This is a genomic window from Bifidobacterium adolescentis ATCC 15703 (genome assembly GCF_000010425.1).
Taxonomy (GTDB): domain Bacteria; phylum Actinomycetota; class Actinomycetes; order Actinomycetales; family Bifidobacteriaceae; genus Bifidobacterium; species Bifidobacterium adolescentis.
Genome location: NC_008618.1, coordinates 706,116 through 720,826 on the forward strand (window position 1 = coordinate 706,116; position 14,711 = coordinate 720,826).

The window sequence follows — 14,711 nt, forward strand, 5'->3', positions numbered from 1 at the left end:
AACATAGGCGAGGTTCTTTTATTTTCTTGGAAATCCGGCGTTTTTCAAGTTGATTCGATGCGACTGGCATCTTGCTCACAGCGCAAAGAACGTCATCGGGTTTGGCACTCTCGACGTGAGAGTGCTAATCTGCGAATTAGCACTCGACGAGTGAGAGTGATAACTGGCGGCTGACGGCTGGTTCTGATTGTCGCTCCGAAGGTGGAAATAATACCGTGTAGCCATATGTGGAGGAACAATGGCAAAGATGATTGCATATGACGACGAAGCTCGTCAGGGAATGCTCGCGGGTCTCGACAAGCTCGCTGACACCGTCAAGGTCACCCTTGGTCCGAAGGGCCGCAATGTGGTGCTTGACAAGACCTACGGCGCTCCGACCATCACCAACGATGGCGTTTCCATCGCAAAGGAAATCGATCTGGACGATCCGTATGAGCGTATCGGCGCCGAACTGGTCAAGGAAGTCGCCAAGAAGACCGATGACGTCGCAGGCGACGGCACCACCACCGCAACCGTGCTGGCCCAGTCCCTGGTGCACGAGGGTCTGAAGAACGTCACCGCCGGTTCCAACCCGATCGCGCTGCGTCGTGGCATCGAGAAGGCCGCCGACGCCATCGTCAAGGAACTCGTCGCAGCGGCCAAGGACGTTGAGACCAAGGATCAGATCGCTGCCACCGCAACGATCTCCGCCGCTGATCCGGAAGTCGGCGAGAAGATCGCCGAAGCTCTGGACAAGGTCGGCCAGGATGGCGTCGTGACCGTCGAGGACAACAACCGCTTCGGTCTTGACCTTGACTTCACCGAGGGCATGCGCTTCGACAAGGGCTACATCGCTCCGTACTTCGTGACCAACGCCGAGGACCAGACCGCCGTTCTCGAGGATCCGTACATCCTCCTGACCTCCGGCAAGCTGAGCTCCCAGCAGGATGTCGTCCACATCGCCGAGTTGGTTATGAAGACCGGCAAGCCGCTGCTGATCATCGCTGAGGACGTTGACGGCGAGGCTCTGCCGACCCTGATTCTGAACAACATCCGCGGCACCTTCAAGTCCTGCGCCGTCAAGGCTCCGGGCTTCGGCGACCGCCGTAAGGCCATGCTGCAGGATATGGCCATCCTGACCGGTGCCCAGGTGGTGTCCGATGAGCTGGGCCTGAAGCTCGACTCCGTCGACATGTCCGTGCTTGGCACCGCCAAGAAGGTCATCGTCTCCAAGGATGAGACCACCATCGTGTCCGGTGGCGGCTCCAAGGAGGACGTGGCCGCTCGCGTCGCTCAGATCCGTGGCGAGATCGCCAACACCGATTCCGATTACGATCGCGAGAAGCTGCAGGAGCGCCTGGCCAAGCTGGCCGGCGGTGTCGCCGTCATCAAGGTCGGCGCTGCCACCGAGGTTGAGGCCAAGGAACGCAAGCACCGCATCGAGGATGCCGTGCGCAACGCCAAGGCCGCTATCGAGGAAGGTCTGCTGCCGGGCGGCGGTGTCGCCCTGATCCAGGCTGCCGCCAAGGCCAAGGACGACGTCAAGCTCGAAGGCGACGAGGCCACCGGTGCCGCGATCGTGTTCCGTGCCGTCGAAGCCCCGATCAAGCAGATCGCCGAAAACGCTGGCCTGTCCGGCGACGTGGTGATCGACAAGGTCCGCTCCCTGCCTGACGGCCAGGGCCTGAACGCGGCCACCAACGAGTACGAGGACCTGCTGGCCGCAGGCGTCACCGACCCGGTCAAGGTGACTCGTTCCGCTCTGCAGAACGCAGCTTCCATCGCTGGACTGTTCCTGACCACCGAAGCCGTGGTGGCCAACAAGCCGGAACCGCCGGCAGCCGCTCCGGCAGCTGGCGCCGACATGGGCTACTGATTGAAAGACCGGAAGCTTCCATAGGCTCAAATAGCTGATATGAGGCCCGCTTCCCGATGGGGAGCGGGCCTTTGCTTATCTGGAAGGCGCCTTACGCGCGCTTTCTACTGCGCGAACAAACGCGACGCCTGCATTTCGGTCTCCGAATACAACGTGGAGGCCTGCATCAATGCGCGCTGGATTGATTCAAGCGACTGCTCCATCTGCTGCTGCGCGGCACGCCACTGTTCGGCGACCGCTGTGAACTGCGTCGCAGCCCCGCCGCGCCAAACGCTCTGCAGATTGTTGAGATTGCCGTACATGCCCTGCACGGCCTGTCGGATGGATTGGATGGAGGCGTTGACGGCGGCGCTCGAGGACTGAATCTGCTCGCTGTCGACTTGATACTGTGGCATGTGCCGGTCCTTTCAATGATGATTGGTGTGTTTCTCCATGCGATCGCGGTTGGCGCAACCGGACGGTACAGTGGATGCTATGTCATCAGTGAGCGTGTGCAACGAAAAAAACGGAGCTGTGGTCGGAGAACATATGCATTTGGGTTCCGTCGGCGTGTCGCGAAACGGCGGCAGAACGGCAAAAGGTTGGAATATCGCGATTTGCATGTTGCTGGCGAGCGTGCTGGGTTTGTGTTTGATGCTGTGGATAACTCCGCCGGTCCATGCGGATGACAGTGCCGGATTGGGCATTACAGCCACGGACGACATCACCGACACGCAGAATCTGCTCGGTTCGAATGTCTCGGAGATCACGGACGCCATCAACCAGACGAAAAAGGAGACCGGCGTCACCGTCCGTTTGGTGTATCTGGACAGTTTCAACGCCAAAGGCAAGCCAGATAAATGGGTGAGCGCGCTGCTGGAATCGTTGAACCCGAAACCGAATACCGTGATGTTGGCGGTTGCCTCGAATGACGGCAATCTGGTGGTGGCCGTGTCTTCGAACTCGGAGGAATGGCTGAAGAAGAAGTCGACCGTCGACGCGCTGTCCGATGCCGCGCAAAAACCGTTGATGGAAAGCGATCCGGACTGGGCGAAGTCCGCGACCGACATGATGAATCAGATTTCGGTGCAGAAAAAGACCTCGACTTCGTCGCGGACCATATGGATTGGCGTGGGAGGATTCGCCGGCGCGCTGCTGCTTCTGGTGGTGATTCTGGTGGTGTTCCATATCCTGCGCAAGAAGGACGTGATCGGGCATCGGCGTAAGGGCCGCCATAGCGGCCGTCATGGTGCGGTCGCCGAACGTATCCAACCGGTCAAAGAGTGGGGCGCCGAATCGGAAAACGAGGATTATGTCAATCCGGATACCGCTTCAACGCAAGATTCAGAATCCGTTCAGGAAACATCCAGTGAAGGGAGCGATGCTTAAGCCATGAGCAAGCCTATTGAAGCATCCATTGTCGTTGTCGATGACGAGCCGTCCATCCGAGAGCTGCTGGTGGCATCCCTGCATTTCGCCGGTTTCGAAGTGAACACGGCCGCTTCGGGATCCGAAGCCATCGAGGTCATCGAAAGGCTGCAGCCGGATCTGATCGTGCTTGATGTGATGCTTCCGGACATCGATGGGTTCACGGTGACCCGACGCATCAGGCAGGAAGGCATCACCACGCCGGTGCTGTACCTGACCGCTCGCGATGACACCCAAGACAAGGTCATGGGGCTTACCGTGGGAGGCGACGACTATGTGACCAAGCCGTTCAGCCTCGAAGAGGTCGTGGCCCGAATCCGCGCCATCCTGCGTCGCACCCAGCAGCAGGTGGAGGACGATCCGATCATCCGTGTGGGCGATCTCGAAATCAACGAGGACTCGCACGACGTGTCCCGAGCCGGACAGCCAATCGACCTGAGCCCCACCGAATACAAGCTTCTTCGCTACCTCATGGACAATGAAGGCCGCGTGCTGTCCAAGGCGCAGATTCTCGATCACGTGTGGCAATACGATTGGGGCGGGGACGCGGCCATCGTCGAATCGTACATCTCCTATCTTCGCAAGAAGGTCGATGGCATCGTCATCGAGGATGAGAACGGCGACAAGCACAAGGTAACGCCGCTGATCGAAACCAAGCGCGGCATTGGCTATATGATTCGCGCTCCCAAGAACTAGATTCAGCCATGAGCAAGAATCCCAATTCGCCGTCCACGGGCCACGCCTCCAATCCTTCGGCCATTCCGGCCCCCATGCAGCCTCCCCGGTCGCTGCCGAAGCAGAACAAGGTATGGAGCCGTTTCACCCGCAGGATTCAAGCGATTCCGCTGAGCACGAAACTGGTCACCTGCATCATCGTGCTGCTGACCATCGGCACCATCGGCATCTCCTTTTCCATACGTACGTTGGTGGGCAATTATCTGCTGCAGAAGACCGATACGCAGCTGATCAACCAAGCCCAGCTGATTTTCAACAGCATGGACTCGCTCAGCAGCGACACCGGCGATGACGGGCGCAGCCTCATGAACACGTATTACGTGGAGGTGCGCGACAGCGAATACAAAAGCACGGGTGCCGGATCGGTGCCCATGCTCCGTGACGGAGTGGTTTCGGAACCAAGCCTGCCGGCCGACGGCAGCATCGACGGCGTCACTCTTGGACAGCCATTCACGACACGTGCGGTGGTGCACATCACCACAAGCCGCACCCCGGATCATTCCATCATGCAGGCTGCGCAGTCGCCATGGCGTGTTGTCGCGTTGCCTTGGAACGAGAAGACACGGACCGGGCAAGTCAAGGACAGTGGCGTCGTGTTCATCGGCCTGTCGCTGAGCGATCAGATCGACACGGCCAACACATTGACGCGATTCTGCGCGATGGTGGGCATCGCGGTGGTGCTGATCGGCGCGATACTCGGCACCATTCTGGTGCAAAGCACGCTCGCGCCCTTGAAGCGGATTGAAAAAACCGCCGCGAAAATCGCCGCGGGAGATCTCAGCCAACGTGTGCCAGACCTGCCGGAAAGCACGGAGGTCGGCTCTCTGTCCATGTCGCTGAACACCATGCTGACACGCATCGAGGAGAGCTTCCACGCGCAGGAAGAGACCACCGAAAAAATGAAGCGGTTCGTCTCGGACGCCAGTCACGAATTGCGTACGCCGCTCGCCGCCATTCACGGGTACGCCGAGCTGTACAAAATGCAGCGCGACATGCCTGGGGCTTTGGAGAGGGCTGACGAATCCATCGAACATATCGAGGCATCCAGCGCGCGTATGACGGTTCTGGTGGAGGACCTGCTGTCTTTGGCTCGTTTGGACGAAGGACGTGGCATCGACATCACGCAGCAGGTGAAGCTGACCTCCGTGGTGCGCGACGCAGCCGATGACCTGCATGCGCTCGACCCCGACCGCGGCATTTCCTGCGGACAGGTCGTGCTCCAACCAGGTACCGATATGGACCATCCCGCCCAATTCGCCTTCCAAAATGGCCAGATGCCCCAGATTGAGTTGAAGGGTGATGCTTCGAGACTGCGTCAAGTGGTCACCAACATCGTGGGCAATATCCACCGGTATACGCCGGCGGACTCGCCTGTGGAGATCTCTATGGGTGTGCTCCCCGCGTCGATCAGTCCCGAATCCCTATCCCGTATGCCGTCCAATGAGCAGTCGCTTCGCCATCTGGTCGAAGCCATCGAAGTGGGGCAGTCCATGCAAGTGGGTATGAACTACGCGATTGTGCGATTCAGCGACCACGGTCCCGGCGTGCCGCCGGAGGCACGGTCGAAGATCTTCGAACGTTTCTACACCGCCGACCCGTCGCGTGCGCGTCAGAAGGGCGGTACGGGACTCGGCATGGCAATCGCGCAATCCGTGGTCAAGGCGCATCATGGATTCATCTGCGCATCCGGCAGCGAAGGAACGGGACTGATCCTGACGGTGGTGCTGCCGATCGCCCCGGTCGAACCCAAGCCGCAGCCGATTACGGCGAGCGAGAATCGAAAAAACGAAAAAAAGAATCGCAAATCAAAGAAATAACGCTCTTTTCCGTCGGGAAAGCAGACGCTATCGGCGCGGAAGGATGGGTGCGGCCCACCTCTTGCGCTAAACTGTATCTTTGGTTTGAAAATGGGCGAATGGTTTTACCTATTCGCGTGAAGGTATCTGATCAGCAAAATGTGAGGTGACAATGCCGAGCGGACGTGTTCGTTGGTTTGATGCGAACAAAGGCTATGGTTTCATTCAGACGGGTGAGAGCACGGATGATGTGTTCCTGCCCGCTGCCGCCCTTCCCGAGGGCGTGAAGACGCTGCGTAAGGGCGCCAAGGTCGAGTATTCCGTCATTGATGGTCGTCGTGGGCCGCAGGCGATGGGAGTGACGCTGGTTGCCTCGGCCCCGTCGCTGGTTAAAGCCACCCGTCCGAAGCCGGACGATATGGCCGCCATCGTGGAGGATCTGATCAAGCTGCTTGACTCCGCGGGCAATCAGCTTCGTCGACATCGCTATCCTTCACCGGCTGAAAGCAAGAAGCTCGCCACGCTTCTGCGCGCGGTCGCCGACAATTTCGACGTACAGGAATAGAGTTTCATGTCCGATACCACAATGGATCCCAAGGCAATCGCCCAAGCGGTCGCTGTCACAGTGTCCGACGAGGACGGTCAGGTCGGCGACTTCGTGGAAGCCATCGACCTGGGAGACAACGTCACCGATTTCCGCTTCGAATCCCGAGTACGCGGCTACGAAGGCTGGCAATGGTCGGTCACGTTATACCATGATGTCGAACTGGACCATTGGACGGTCAACGAATCATCCCTGGTCCCGACCGACAAGGCCCTGCGTCCGCCAAAATGGATTCCTTGGAAGGACCGTCTCGAGCCGGGCGATTTGGCGGTGACCGATTCAATCGGCACCGATCCCGATGACCCCCGCATGGAAGAGGGCTTCCGCAAGACGCAGGATGCCGAGACATCGGACGATACGGACGACAAACCGTCAGTCGCGGATGAAACCGTACAGGAACCGGCGATGGATGGAAACGCTTCGGATGAGTCTGAGAAGACGGACGTTTCGGAGGATTCCGAACAGCCTGTGACGTCCGAAGAGGATGTCGAAGAGGCGGTCGAGGAATTCGACCTGTCCCGCAGGCACGTGTTGACTCCGCTTGGCCGGTCGCAGACCGCGAAACGTTGGTACGAAGGCCCACATGGGCCAAAATCGCTATCCACCAAGACGGCCGACGGCAATCCTTGCTCCACGTGCGGATTCTTCATTCCGCTGAAGGGTGAGTTGAACCTGCTGTTCGGCGTGTGCGCCAACAAGTGGAGCCCGGATGACGGCAGGGTCGTGTCCATCGATCATGGCTGCGGAGAGCATTCCGAAATCGATCCACCGGAGCCGTCGCATCTGTGGGTGCAGTCGAAGCCGGCGTTCGACGACATGCATATCGATATCATCGCCCAGGCGCCGCGTGACGAGCGGGGCTCCGTGGAGCTGATCGAACAGCTTTCGTCCGATGACGACCATAATCCGAATGAGGATGAGGAAGGTTCGGACGCGGACATCGAAGCCAACACCATCGACGACGACGCCAGCCAAGAGGATGTGCTTGAGCATGTGGCTTCCGACGATGCGCCTGAAGTAGAGACCACCGTCACCGTGGTCGACGAGAATAAGCCGGAAACGTCGGACGATACCGAATCGACTGATACGGCTGAGCCGACTGAATCGGACGAGCCAGTCGAACAGGCTGAACAGGTTGATTCCGCCGATTCCGTCAATTCCGCCGAGTCGTTCGAGCCGGTTGAACAGATGGATGAGACGGTAGTTGAGCCGACTGCTGAAACCACCGGGCAAACGGAAAACAAATCGATGGAAGACGAATCGGCGGAAGCTGAGTCAACAGAAGCCGAATCGGCGGCGGCTGAAACAACGGAAAGCGAAATGACGGAAGCTGATTCGTCGGCCCAAGCCGAATCCGACGAATAATCGTCATCGTATATGAGAGGGCCACGTACCTGAATGTGTACGTGGCCCTCTCATATCTTGTTTTCTTTTTTATGCGGTCAGTGCACGACGGTGACGGTGCAGTCTGCGAAGTTGATGATTTGCTTGGAAACCGATCCAAGGAAATGCGCGTCCAGACCGGACAAGCCGCGCGAACCGACCACTAGATGACGTGCGTAGCGGGAAGCCGCGATAAGCCCCTTCGAGGCGGGAATATGGAAAGCGTGCGATTCGATTTGGAAATCGTCGGGAATGTTCGCTGATGAAACCTGAACCGAATCGAGCAATTCATCAAGCATGCGTTCCGCCTGCGCCTGGCCGACGGAGATGGGGGCGACGGCGTTCTCATACCCTTTGACCACGCCCAAATCTTTCAGCTGCCAGCAGAACATGACCTGCAGGGGAGCGTGATGCAGGGCCGCGAAATCGATGGCGAAACGCAAAGCGTGTTTGGAGGTCTCCGAACCATCAACGCCTACAACCACCGGACGCTGGTTCCGAGGCAGGGGAGAACCCGGCATCGTGTAGGAGACCGTTTCCTCGGTCGGCGTAAGCGCATTGGCGATGGCGTCCTGCACGGATGCCTCTTCATCATCGAGGATACGCACCACGGTGACGGGCACCTTCGCCTCCTCTGCAAGAGAAGCGGAAAGCGATCCCAGAAACCATCGTGCCACGCGTCCAAGCGAACGACGTCCGACGACGATCTGTTGGGCGTCCTTGCCGATTTCCAGAAGCGCTGCCGTTCCGGTGGCTTTGACGGAGGTGAGTTTGACGCGGTTCTCGTCAATCGTCATGCCTTGCGAGGCCTGGGCCACCCATTCGCGCAGCCGACGGGCGATATCATGACGCATCTGCGCCCATTGCTCCTCATCTTCCGGCTGGGATCCCATATCCCATGAATGGGTCCATGCGTAGACCGCATTCACCTGCTGTCCGGTCAGCGATGCTTCGCCAAGAGCCCAACGCAGGGCTGCGAAGGATTCATCGGACCCGTCGACGCCGACGACGATGTCGCCTCGGCGGGAATCCATCACATCATTTGATTGCAGGATGGTGTCGCTCATTTGGTGACCTCCTTGGTCGTTGCCATAAGTCAAGCATATCCGTTTCTTTGCGTCCATAGCGCAATTTACGCGCCGGCGGAATAAACGTCACCGCGAATCGGTAGAGTGTTGAAGGACTAACAAGAGTGGAAGGACAAGCATGTTCGAACGGTTTACCGACCGTGCGCGACGCGTGATTGTGTTGGCGCAGGAAGAAGCTCGGACCCTCCAGCACAACTACATCGGCACCGAGCATCTGCTGCTGGGCCTGATTCGTGAGGGTGAAGGCGTTGCCGCCAAGGCATTGGCCTCGAAGGGCGTGACCTTGGACGACACCCGCAAGCAGGTCGAAGAGATGATCGGCAAGGGAAATGCGTCGCCGAACGGCCACATTCCCTTCACCCCGCATGCCAGGCAGGTGTTGGAGCTGTCGCTACGTGAGGCGTTGCAGCTGGGGCACAGCTATATCGGCACCGAGCATATCCTGCTCGGTCTGATTCATGAGGGCGAAGGCGTCGGCACACAGGTGCTGATCAAGATGGATGTCAACCTTGGCGAACTGCGTAGCGCCACCATCGATCTGATCCGAGGCAATTCCAGCGACGGCAAGAACGATAGCAAGGGCGAACTCGCCAATGCCGGTGGCGTGCAGGACCGTCGCAATCAGACCGGTTCCGCGATTCTCGACCAGTTCGGCCGCAACCTTACGGCTGAGGCTGCCGCTGGGAAGCTCGATCCGGTAATCGGACGATCCAACGAGATCGAGCGTGTGATGGTGGTGTTGAGCCGCCGCACCAAGAACAACCCGGTGCTGATCGGCGAGCCTGGCGTAGGCAAGACCGCGGTGGTCGAAGGACTCGCGCAGAAGATCAACGCCGGTGATGTGCCGGAAACGCTGAAAGGCAAGCAGGTCTACTCCTTGGACCTCGGTTCCATGGTTGCTGGTTCCCGCTACCGTGGCGATTTCGAGGAACGCCTGAAGAAGGTTTTGAAGGAGATCAAAACCCGCGGCGACATCGTGCTGTTCATCGATGAGATTCACACCATCGTGGGCGCAGGCTCCGCGGATGGCGCCTTGGGCGCTTCCGATATGTTGAAGCCGATGCTGGCCCGTGGCGAACTGCAGACCATCGGCGCGACCACCACCGACGAGTACCGCAAGTACATCGAGAAGGATGCCGCGCTGGAACGTCGTTTCCAGCCGATCCAGGTGCACGAGCCGACCATCGCCGAGACCATTGAGATTCTGAAGGGCTTGCGTGAGCGTTACGAGAACCACCATCATGTGACGATCACCGATGGCGCGCTGCAGGCCGCGGCGGAACTTTCCAGCCGCTACATTCAGGACCGCCACCTGCCCGACAAGGCCATCGATCTGATCGATGAGGCCGGCGCCCGACTGCGTATCCGCAGGCTCACCGCTCCGCCGGAGCTCAAGGAATTGGACGCCAAGGCTGCCAAGCTGGCCGAGGAGAAGGACCAGGCCATCAAGGACCAGGACTTTGAGAAGGCCGCCGAGCTGCGTGACAAGCAGGAGAAGATCGAGTCCGAGCGCAAGGAGAAGGAATCCGCTTGGCGTGAGGGCGAGTCCGATGTGAAGATGGTGGTGGATGAGGACGTCATCGCTGAGGTGATTTCCCAGACCACCGGCATTCCGGTGTTCAAGCTCACCCAGGCCGAGTCCAAGAAGCTCATGGGCATGGAGAGTGAACTGCACAAGCGCATCATCGGTCAGGATGAGGCTGTGTCCGCATTGAGCCGTTCCATCCGTCGCGCACGCGTCGGATTGAAGGATCCGAAGCGTCCGGCTGGCTCGTTCATCTTCGCTGGCCCGACCGGCGTTGGTAAGACCGAGCTGGCCAAGGCTCTCGCCGAATTCCTGTTCGACGATGAGGATGCGCTGATCCGCGTGGACATGTCGGAATTCTCCGAAAAGTACGCCGCGTCGCGCCTGTTCGGTGCGCCTCCGGGATACGTCGGCTACGAAGAAGGCGGCGAACTTACCGAAAAGGTGCGTCGCAAGCCGTTCTCCGTGGTGTTGTTCGACGAAATCGAAAAAGCCCATCCGGACATTTTCAACACGCTGTTGCAGGTGCTGGACGATGGCCATCTGACCGATGGCCAGGGACGCAAGGTGGACTTCAAGAACACCATCATCATCCTGACCACCAACCTCGGCACTCGTGACATCGCCAAGGCCGCCAACACCGGTTTCAACCTGGGCACGAACACCGAATCGAGCTACCAGCGCATGAAGGAACAGGTCTCCGCCGAACTCAAGCAGCAGTTCCGTCCGGAGTTCCTGAACCGTCTGGATGACATCATCGTGTTCAAGCAGCTCACCGAACCGCAGGTGCGTCAGATCGTCGACTTGGATGTCAAGCAGCTCAACGACCGTCTGTTCGACCGTCACATGTCGCTCGAACTGACCGACGCGGCCAAGGATCTGCTCGCACAGAAGGGCTTCGACCCGCTGCTGGGCGCCCGTCCGCTGCGTCGCGTGATTCAGCGCGACATCGAGGACGCCATTTCGGAGAAGATCCTGATGGGCGACCTCGAAGATGGCCAGCGCGTGAGGGTGGACGCCGAAGGCGAAGGCATTCTGGGTGAGTTCACGTTCACCGGCGAGGCCTTCGAAGAGCCGAACCAGAAGGATAATCCGGCGGAGGCGACCGAAACGGCCACTGAAACCGATGCCGCCACTGAACCGACGGCATCGACGGAACCGGCTGATTCCGCGCAGTCACAGAACTGATTTCCAACGTTGCCGGGGTAAGAACCCCGGCAACGCGTATGCAAAAAGACCGGTGGGTTTCATGATGGAATGTCATGAAACCCACCGGTCTTTTTTACATATGCCTATTCGTCCAGCTATTCGTTCAGCTGGACGGTTGTGGTTCCGCCCGCTTCCAAGCGGAACCACAACCGTATCGCTCTATGGGAGCGTCATTACTTGATGGCGTTCAGCCACTGTTCCTTGGTGGCCTTCTCCGCCTCAAGCTTGGCCTTCTTCTTCGGATCGGACTCAGCGGCGATCTGGGCGTTAAGTTCGGCGAGCTGTGCGTTGAGCTGCTCCTCGAAGGAGGACTTACGGGCGTCGGCTTCCGGATCAGACTGCTTCCAGGCGGCATCCTCAACAGCCTTGATCTGCTTGTCGACAGCATCAAGACGGCTTTCGATGCGGTGCATGTCATCGCGCGGAACGTAGCCGATCTGGTCCCATTCCTCCTGAATGGCGGCCAATGCCTGGCGAGCCTGCTTGGCGGCCTTCTCATCCTTGACCGGCACCAAAGCCTCAGCCTTGGTCAGCAGTTCTTCCTTCTTGGCGAGATTTTCCTTTTCGGACGAGCTAATCTGCTCGCGATCGGTCTGACGGGCGTTGAAGAACGTGTCCGCCGCAGCACGGAAACGTGCCCACAGCGCGTCATCATCACGACGGCCCGCACGACCGGCCTTCTTCCAACGATCCATCAGCTCGTTGAACTTGCGGGAGGTTTCCACCCAAGCGGTGGAATCCTTGATCTCCTCGGCTTCGGCGATGATGGCCTCCTTCGCGGCCTTGGCGTTGCTGCGCTCCTCATCGCGGCCCTGGGCCCACTTGCGGCGGGCGCTGTTGAACGTAGTGCGGGCGGAGGAGAAACGGGACCACAGGGCGTCGGCGTCGGCCTTGTCGAGACGGACGCTATTGTGCTGGTGATCCTGCCACTGCTGGAACAGCGAACGGAACTTGTCCGCGGTGGAACGCCAGTTGGTGTTGTCGCCCAGGGAATTGGCCAGAGCCTCGGCCTTCTCCACAATCGCGGTACGTTCGGCCAGCGCCTTGGCGACGGCGGCCTTGTGAGCCTCGCTCAGCTCGGCCTTCTTGGCCGCTCCGGCCTCCTTCAGTGCTTCGAACTGGGACTTGAGCGCCTCAATATCTCCGACGACGGCCGGCTGCTCGATTTCGGCGGAAAGCGTCTTGATGGACTCGTCGATCTCACGGTTCTTCACATTGCTGGACTTGAGCCTGTTGGCGAACAGGTCGAGCTTTGCCTTCAGATCGAGATAGCGACGGGCATACAGTGCCAGGGCCTCTTCCTTGGAAGCGTCCGGAAACTGTCCGACCTCGCGTTCTCCCTCGCCTTCCTTCACGAACACGGTGCCGTCATCGGCGACACGGCCGAACGCTTCGGTGGCCTTGATATCGGCTTCGGAGAATCCGGTGGAGGTTGCAGGACGCTGCGGAGCCTTCTTGGCGAAGGCCGCGGGGCTCGGCGCATGCGGCTTCATGGCCGCTGGGCTCGGGACGGCCGGTTTGCTGGCCTGGGTTGCGGGCGTCGCTGCCTGCTCGTTGGTTTCAGTGGTGTTCTCGGACGCGGTGACATTCTCGTCGGCCATGGCCAGCTCCTTACGTAAGCTTCATGTAGTGCAGAGGTGACGGTCCGTGACGTGCGCTTCCACACCTTGAAAAACGCGCGGCATTTTCCGTAACCTCATTTATTATAGAGAACCGTGGCTAAAGGTGCATCTATTTCAGGATTTCCAGAGTGGCTCCCCTCTGAACGTGTTGTGGAGCAGCGTGTCATCGACACGCTCCGTAATGTATTCGAGCTCAATGGCTTCATAGGCATTGAAACCCGTGCTGTTGAGCAGGGTTCCAGCCTGCTCAAGAAAGGCGAGACCAGCAAGGAGATTTACCTGCTGAGCCGTCTTCAGGAAGTCGGACACGAGTCCGACACTCCGATTGAGGATCGTCTTGGTCTGCACTTCGATCTGACCGTTCCGCTGAGCCGTTATGTCGTCGAACATTCCGGCGATCTGGCGTTCCCGTTCAAACGTTGGCAGATTCAGAAGGTCTGGCGTGGCGAACGCCCGCAGGAAGGACGTTTCCGCGAGTTCGTGCAGGCCGACATCGACGTGATCGGCAATGGCGATCTGCCCGACCATTACGAGGTCGAATTGCCGTTGGTCATGGTGTCCGCATTGGAACGTCTGCGCGAGTTCGGTCTGCCGAAGGCCACCGTGCATGCGAACAACCGCAAACTTTCCGAAGGCTTCTACCGTGGTTTGGGCCTTACGGATATCGAAGGCGTGCTGCGTGAGATCGACAAGCTCGACAAGATCGGCGCCGATGAGGTGGCCAAGCTGCTCGTCGAAGGCTGCGGCGCCGACGAAGCCCAGGCCCGTGCCTGCCTCGAACTGGCCGAGCTGACCGCCGCCGACGGCAAGGAACTGTCCGACAAGTTCGACGCATTGTGCGCCAAGCATGACATCGCGTCTGATTCCGACGCCTACGTGTTGGCACGCCAGGGACTCGACACGCTGGCGATGATCGTCGACGAGGCCGCGCGCATCCGTCCGGGCTCCGTGATCGCCGATCTGAAAATCGCCCGTGGTCTTGATTACTACACCGGTTCCGTGTATGAGACGTTCCTCGACGGCGCCGCCGCTTTGGGCTCCATCTGCTCCGGCGGCCGTTACGACAACCTCGCATCGCAGGGCAACAAGAAGTACCCGGGCGTGGGCCTGTCCATCGGCCTGTCCCGCCTGGTCTCCTACATGCTGCACACCGCGGGCGCGCACGCCAACCGTGTGTCTCCGGCATCCGTGCTCGTGGCGGTATGGAATGAAGCCGACCGCTCCGCGTCCAACCTGATCGCCAACCAGCTGCGCTCCCGTGGCATCGCGGCGGACGTGGCGCCGACCGCGGCCAAGCTCGGCAAGCAGATCAAATATGCAGACAAGCTCGGCATCCCGTACGTCTGGTTCCCGGCCGACGCTTCCGAAGAGGGCGCCCAGGACGAAGTCAAGAACATCATCACAGGAGACCAGCGGCCGGCTGACGCACAGTCGTGGGAGCCGGATACTGTGTATGCCCAGCAAACCGTTACCGTTGAAGCCTGAAA

Annotated in this window: 11 protein-coding genes; 8 read left to right on the forward strand and 3 right to left on the reverse strand. The window is 59.5% G+C overall.

What is annotated here, in order from left to right; genetic code table 11:
• Positions 1–238: 238 nt before the first annotated feature.
• Complete coding sequence (gene groL / locus BAD_RS03010) at positions 239–1,855, forward strand: chaperonin GroEL (RefSeq protein ID WP_011743003.1); 1,617 nt, start codon at positions 239–241, stop codon at positions 1,853–1,855.
• A gap of 104 nt (positions 1,856–1,959) precedes the next feature.
• Here the strand turns inward: groL and BAD_RS03015 are convergent, their stop codons facing one another.
• Positions 1,960–2,250, reverse strand: coding sequence for a WXG100 family type VII secretion target (locus tag BAD_RS03015; protein ID WP_003808696.1), 291 nt, complete (start codon positions 2,248–2,250; stop codon positions 1,960–1,962).
• Between the two features lie 79 nt (positions 2,251–2,329).
• Between BAD_RS03015 and BAD_RS03020 the strand changes: the two genes are divergently transcribed.
• The 5 genes from BAD_RS03020 to BAD_RS03040 all read left to right on the forward strand — a co-directional run bounded on the left by BAD_RS03020 (position 2,330) and on the right by BAD_RS03040 (position 7,762).
• On the forward strand, positions 2,330–3,223 hold the full coding sequence (locus tag BAD_RS03020; RefSeq protein WP_041777272.1) for a TPM domain-containing protein: 894 nt from the start codon (positions 2,330–2,332) through the stop codon (positions 3,221–3,223).
• A 3-nt stretch (positions 3,224–3,226) separates the two neighbouring features.
• The gene (locus tag BAD_RS03025; protein WP_003808701.1) at positions 3,227–3,958 is read left to right on the forward strand and encodes a response regulator transcription factor; all 732 of its coding nucleotides are present in this window, start codon (positions 3,227–3,229) and stop codon (positions 3,956–3,958) included.
• Between the two features lie 74 nt (positions 3,959–4,032).
• Positions 4,033–5,814 carry a HAMP domain-containing sensor histidine kinase gene (locus BAD_RS03030; RefSeq protein ID WP_011743005.1) on the forward strand — a complete coding sequence of 594 codons (1,782 nt, stop codon included), beginning with the start codon at positions 4,033–4,035 and terminating at the stop codon, positions 5,812–5,814.
• A gap of 151 nt (positions 5,815–5,965) precedes the next feature.
• Positions 5,966–6,358 carry a cold-shock protein gene (locus tag BAD_RS03035; protein WP_003808704.1) on the forward strand — a complete coding sequence of 131 codons (393 nt, stop codon included), beginning with the start codon at positions 5,966–5,968 and terminating at the stop codon, positions 6,356–6,358.
• Between the two features lie 6 nt (positions 6,359–6,364).
• Positions 6,365–7,762 (forward strand): DUF3027 domain-containing protein, encoded by a 1,398-nt coding sequence (locus BAD_RS03040; RefSeq protein ID WP_011743006.1) that lies wholly within the window; start codon positions 6,365–6,367, stop codon positions 7,760–7,762.
• A gap of 77 nt (positions 7,763–7,839) precedes the next feature.
• Here the strand turns inward: BAD_RS03040 and BAD_RS03045 are convergent, their stop codons facing one another.
• The gene (locus BAD_RS03045) at positions 7,840–8,847 is read right to left on the reverse strand and encodes a universal stress protein (protein ID WP_021913929.1); all 1,008 of its coding nucleotides are present in this window, start codon (positions 8,845–8,847) and stop codon (positions 7,840–7,842) included.
• 139 nt (positions 8,848–8,986) lie between these two features.
• Between BAD_RS03045 and BAD_RS03050 the strand changes: the two genes are divergently transcribed.
• Positions 8,987–11,581: an ATP-dependent Clp protease ATP-binding subunit gene (locus tag BAD_RS03050; protein ID WP_011743014.1), complete on the forward strand. Its 2,595-nt coding sequence runs from the start codon at positions 8,987–8,989 to the stop codon at positions 11,579–11,581.
• 194 nt (positions 11,582–11,775) lie between these two features.
• On the opposite strand, the gene BAD_RS03055 is transcribed toward BAD_RS03050, so the two are convergent.
• A complete protein-coding gene (locus BAD_RS03055; protein WP_011743015.1) occupies positions 11,776–13,203 on the reverse strand; it encodes a DUF349 domain-containing protein in 1,428 nt (475 codons plus the stop codon).
• Between the two features lie 114 nt (positions 13,204–13,317).
• Between BAD_RS03055 and hisS the strand changes: the two genes are divergently transcribed.
• Complete coding sequence (hisS, locus tag BAD_RS03060) at positions 13,318–14,709, forward strand: histidine--tRNA ligase (protein WP_011743016.1); 1,392 nt, start codon at positions 13,318–13,320, stop codon at positions 14,707–14,709.
• Positions 14,710–14,711 lie beyond the last annotated feature (2 nt).

Bases quoted from the DNA above. Each gene is read 5' to 3' on its own strand.
- groL (WP_011743003.1), top strand. From the start codon at position 239: ATGGCAAAGATGATTGCATATGACGACGAAGCTCGTCAGGGAATGCTC.
- BAD_RS03015 (WP_003808696.1), bottom strand. From the start codon at position 2,250: ATGCCACAGTATCAAGTCGACAGCGAGCAGATTCAGTCCTCGAGCGCC.
- BAD_RS03020 (WP_041777272.1), top strand. From the start codon at position 2,330: ATGTCATCAGTGAGCGTGTGCAACGAAAAAAACGGAGCTGTGGTCGGA.
- BAD_RS03025 (WP_003808701.1), top strand. From the start codon at position 3,227: ATGAGCAAGCCTATTGAAGCATCCATTGTCGTTGTCGATGACGAGCCG.
- BAD_RS03030 (WP_011743005.1), top strand. From the start codon at position 4,033: ATGCAGCCTCCCCGGTCGCTGCCGAAGCAGAACAAGGTATGGAGCCGT.
- BAD_RS03035 (WP_003808704.1), top strand. From the start codon at position 5,966: ATGCCGAGCGGACGTGTTCGTTGGTTTGATGCGAACAAAGGCTATGGT.
- BAD_RS03040 (WP_011743006.1), top strand. From the start codon at position 6,365: ATGTCCGATACCACAATGGATCCCAAGGCAATCGCCCAAGCGGTCGCT.
- BAD_RS03045 (WP_021913929.1), bottom strand. From the start codon at position 8,847: ATGAGCGACACCATCCTGCAATCAAATGATGTGATGGATTCCCGCCGA.
- BAD_RS03050 (WP_011743014.1), top strand. From the start codon at position 8,987: ATGTTCGAACGGTTTACCGACCGTGCGCGACGCGTGATTGTGTTGGCG.
- BAD_RS03055 (WP_011743015.1), bottom strand. From the start codon at position 13,203: ATGGCCGACGAGAATGTCACCGCGTCCGAGAACACCACTGAAACCAAC.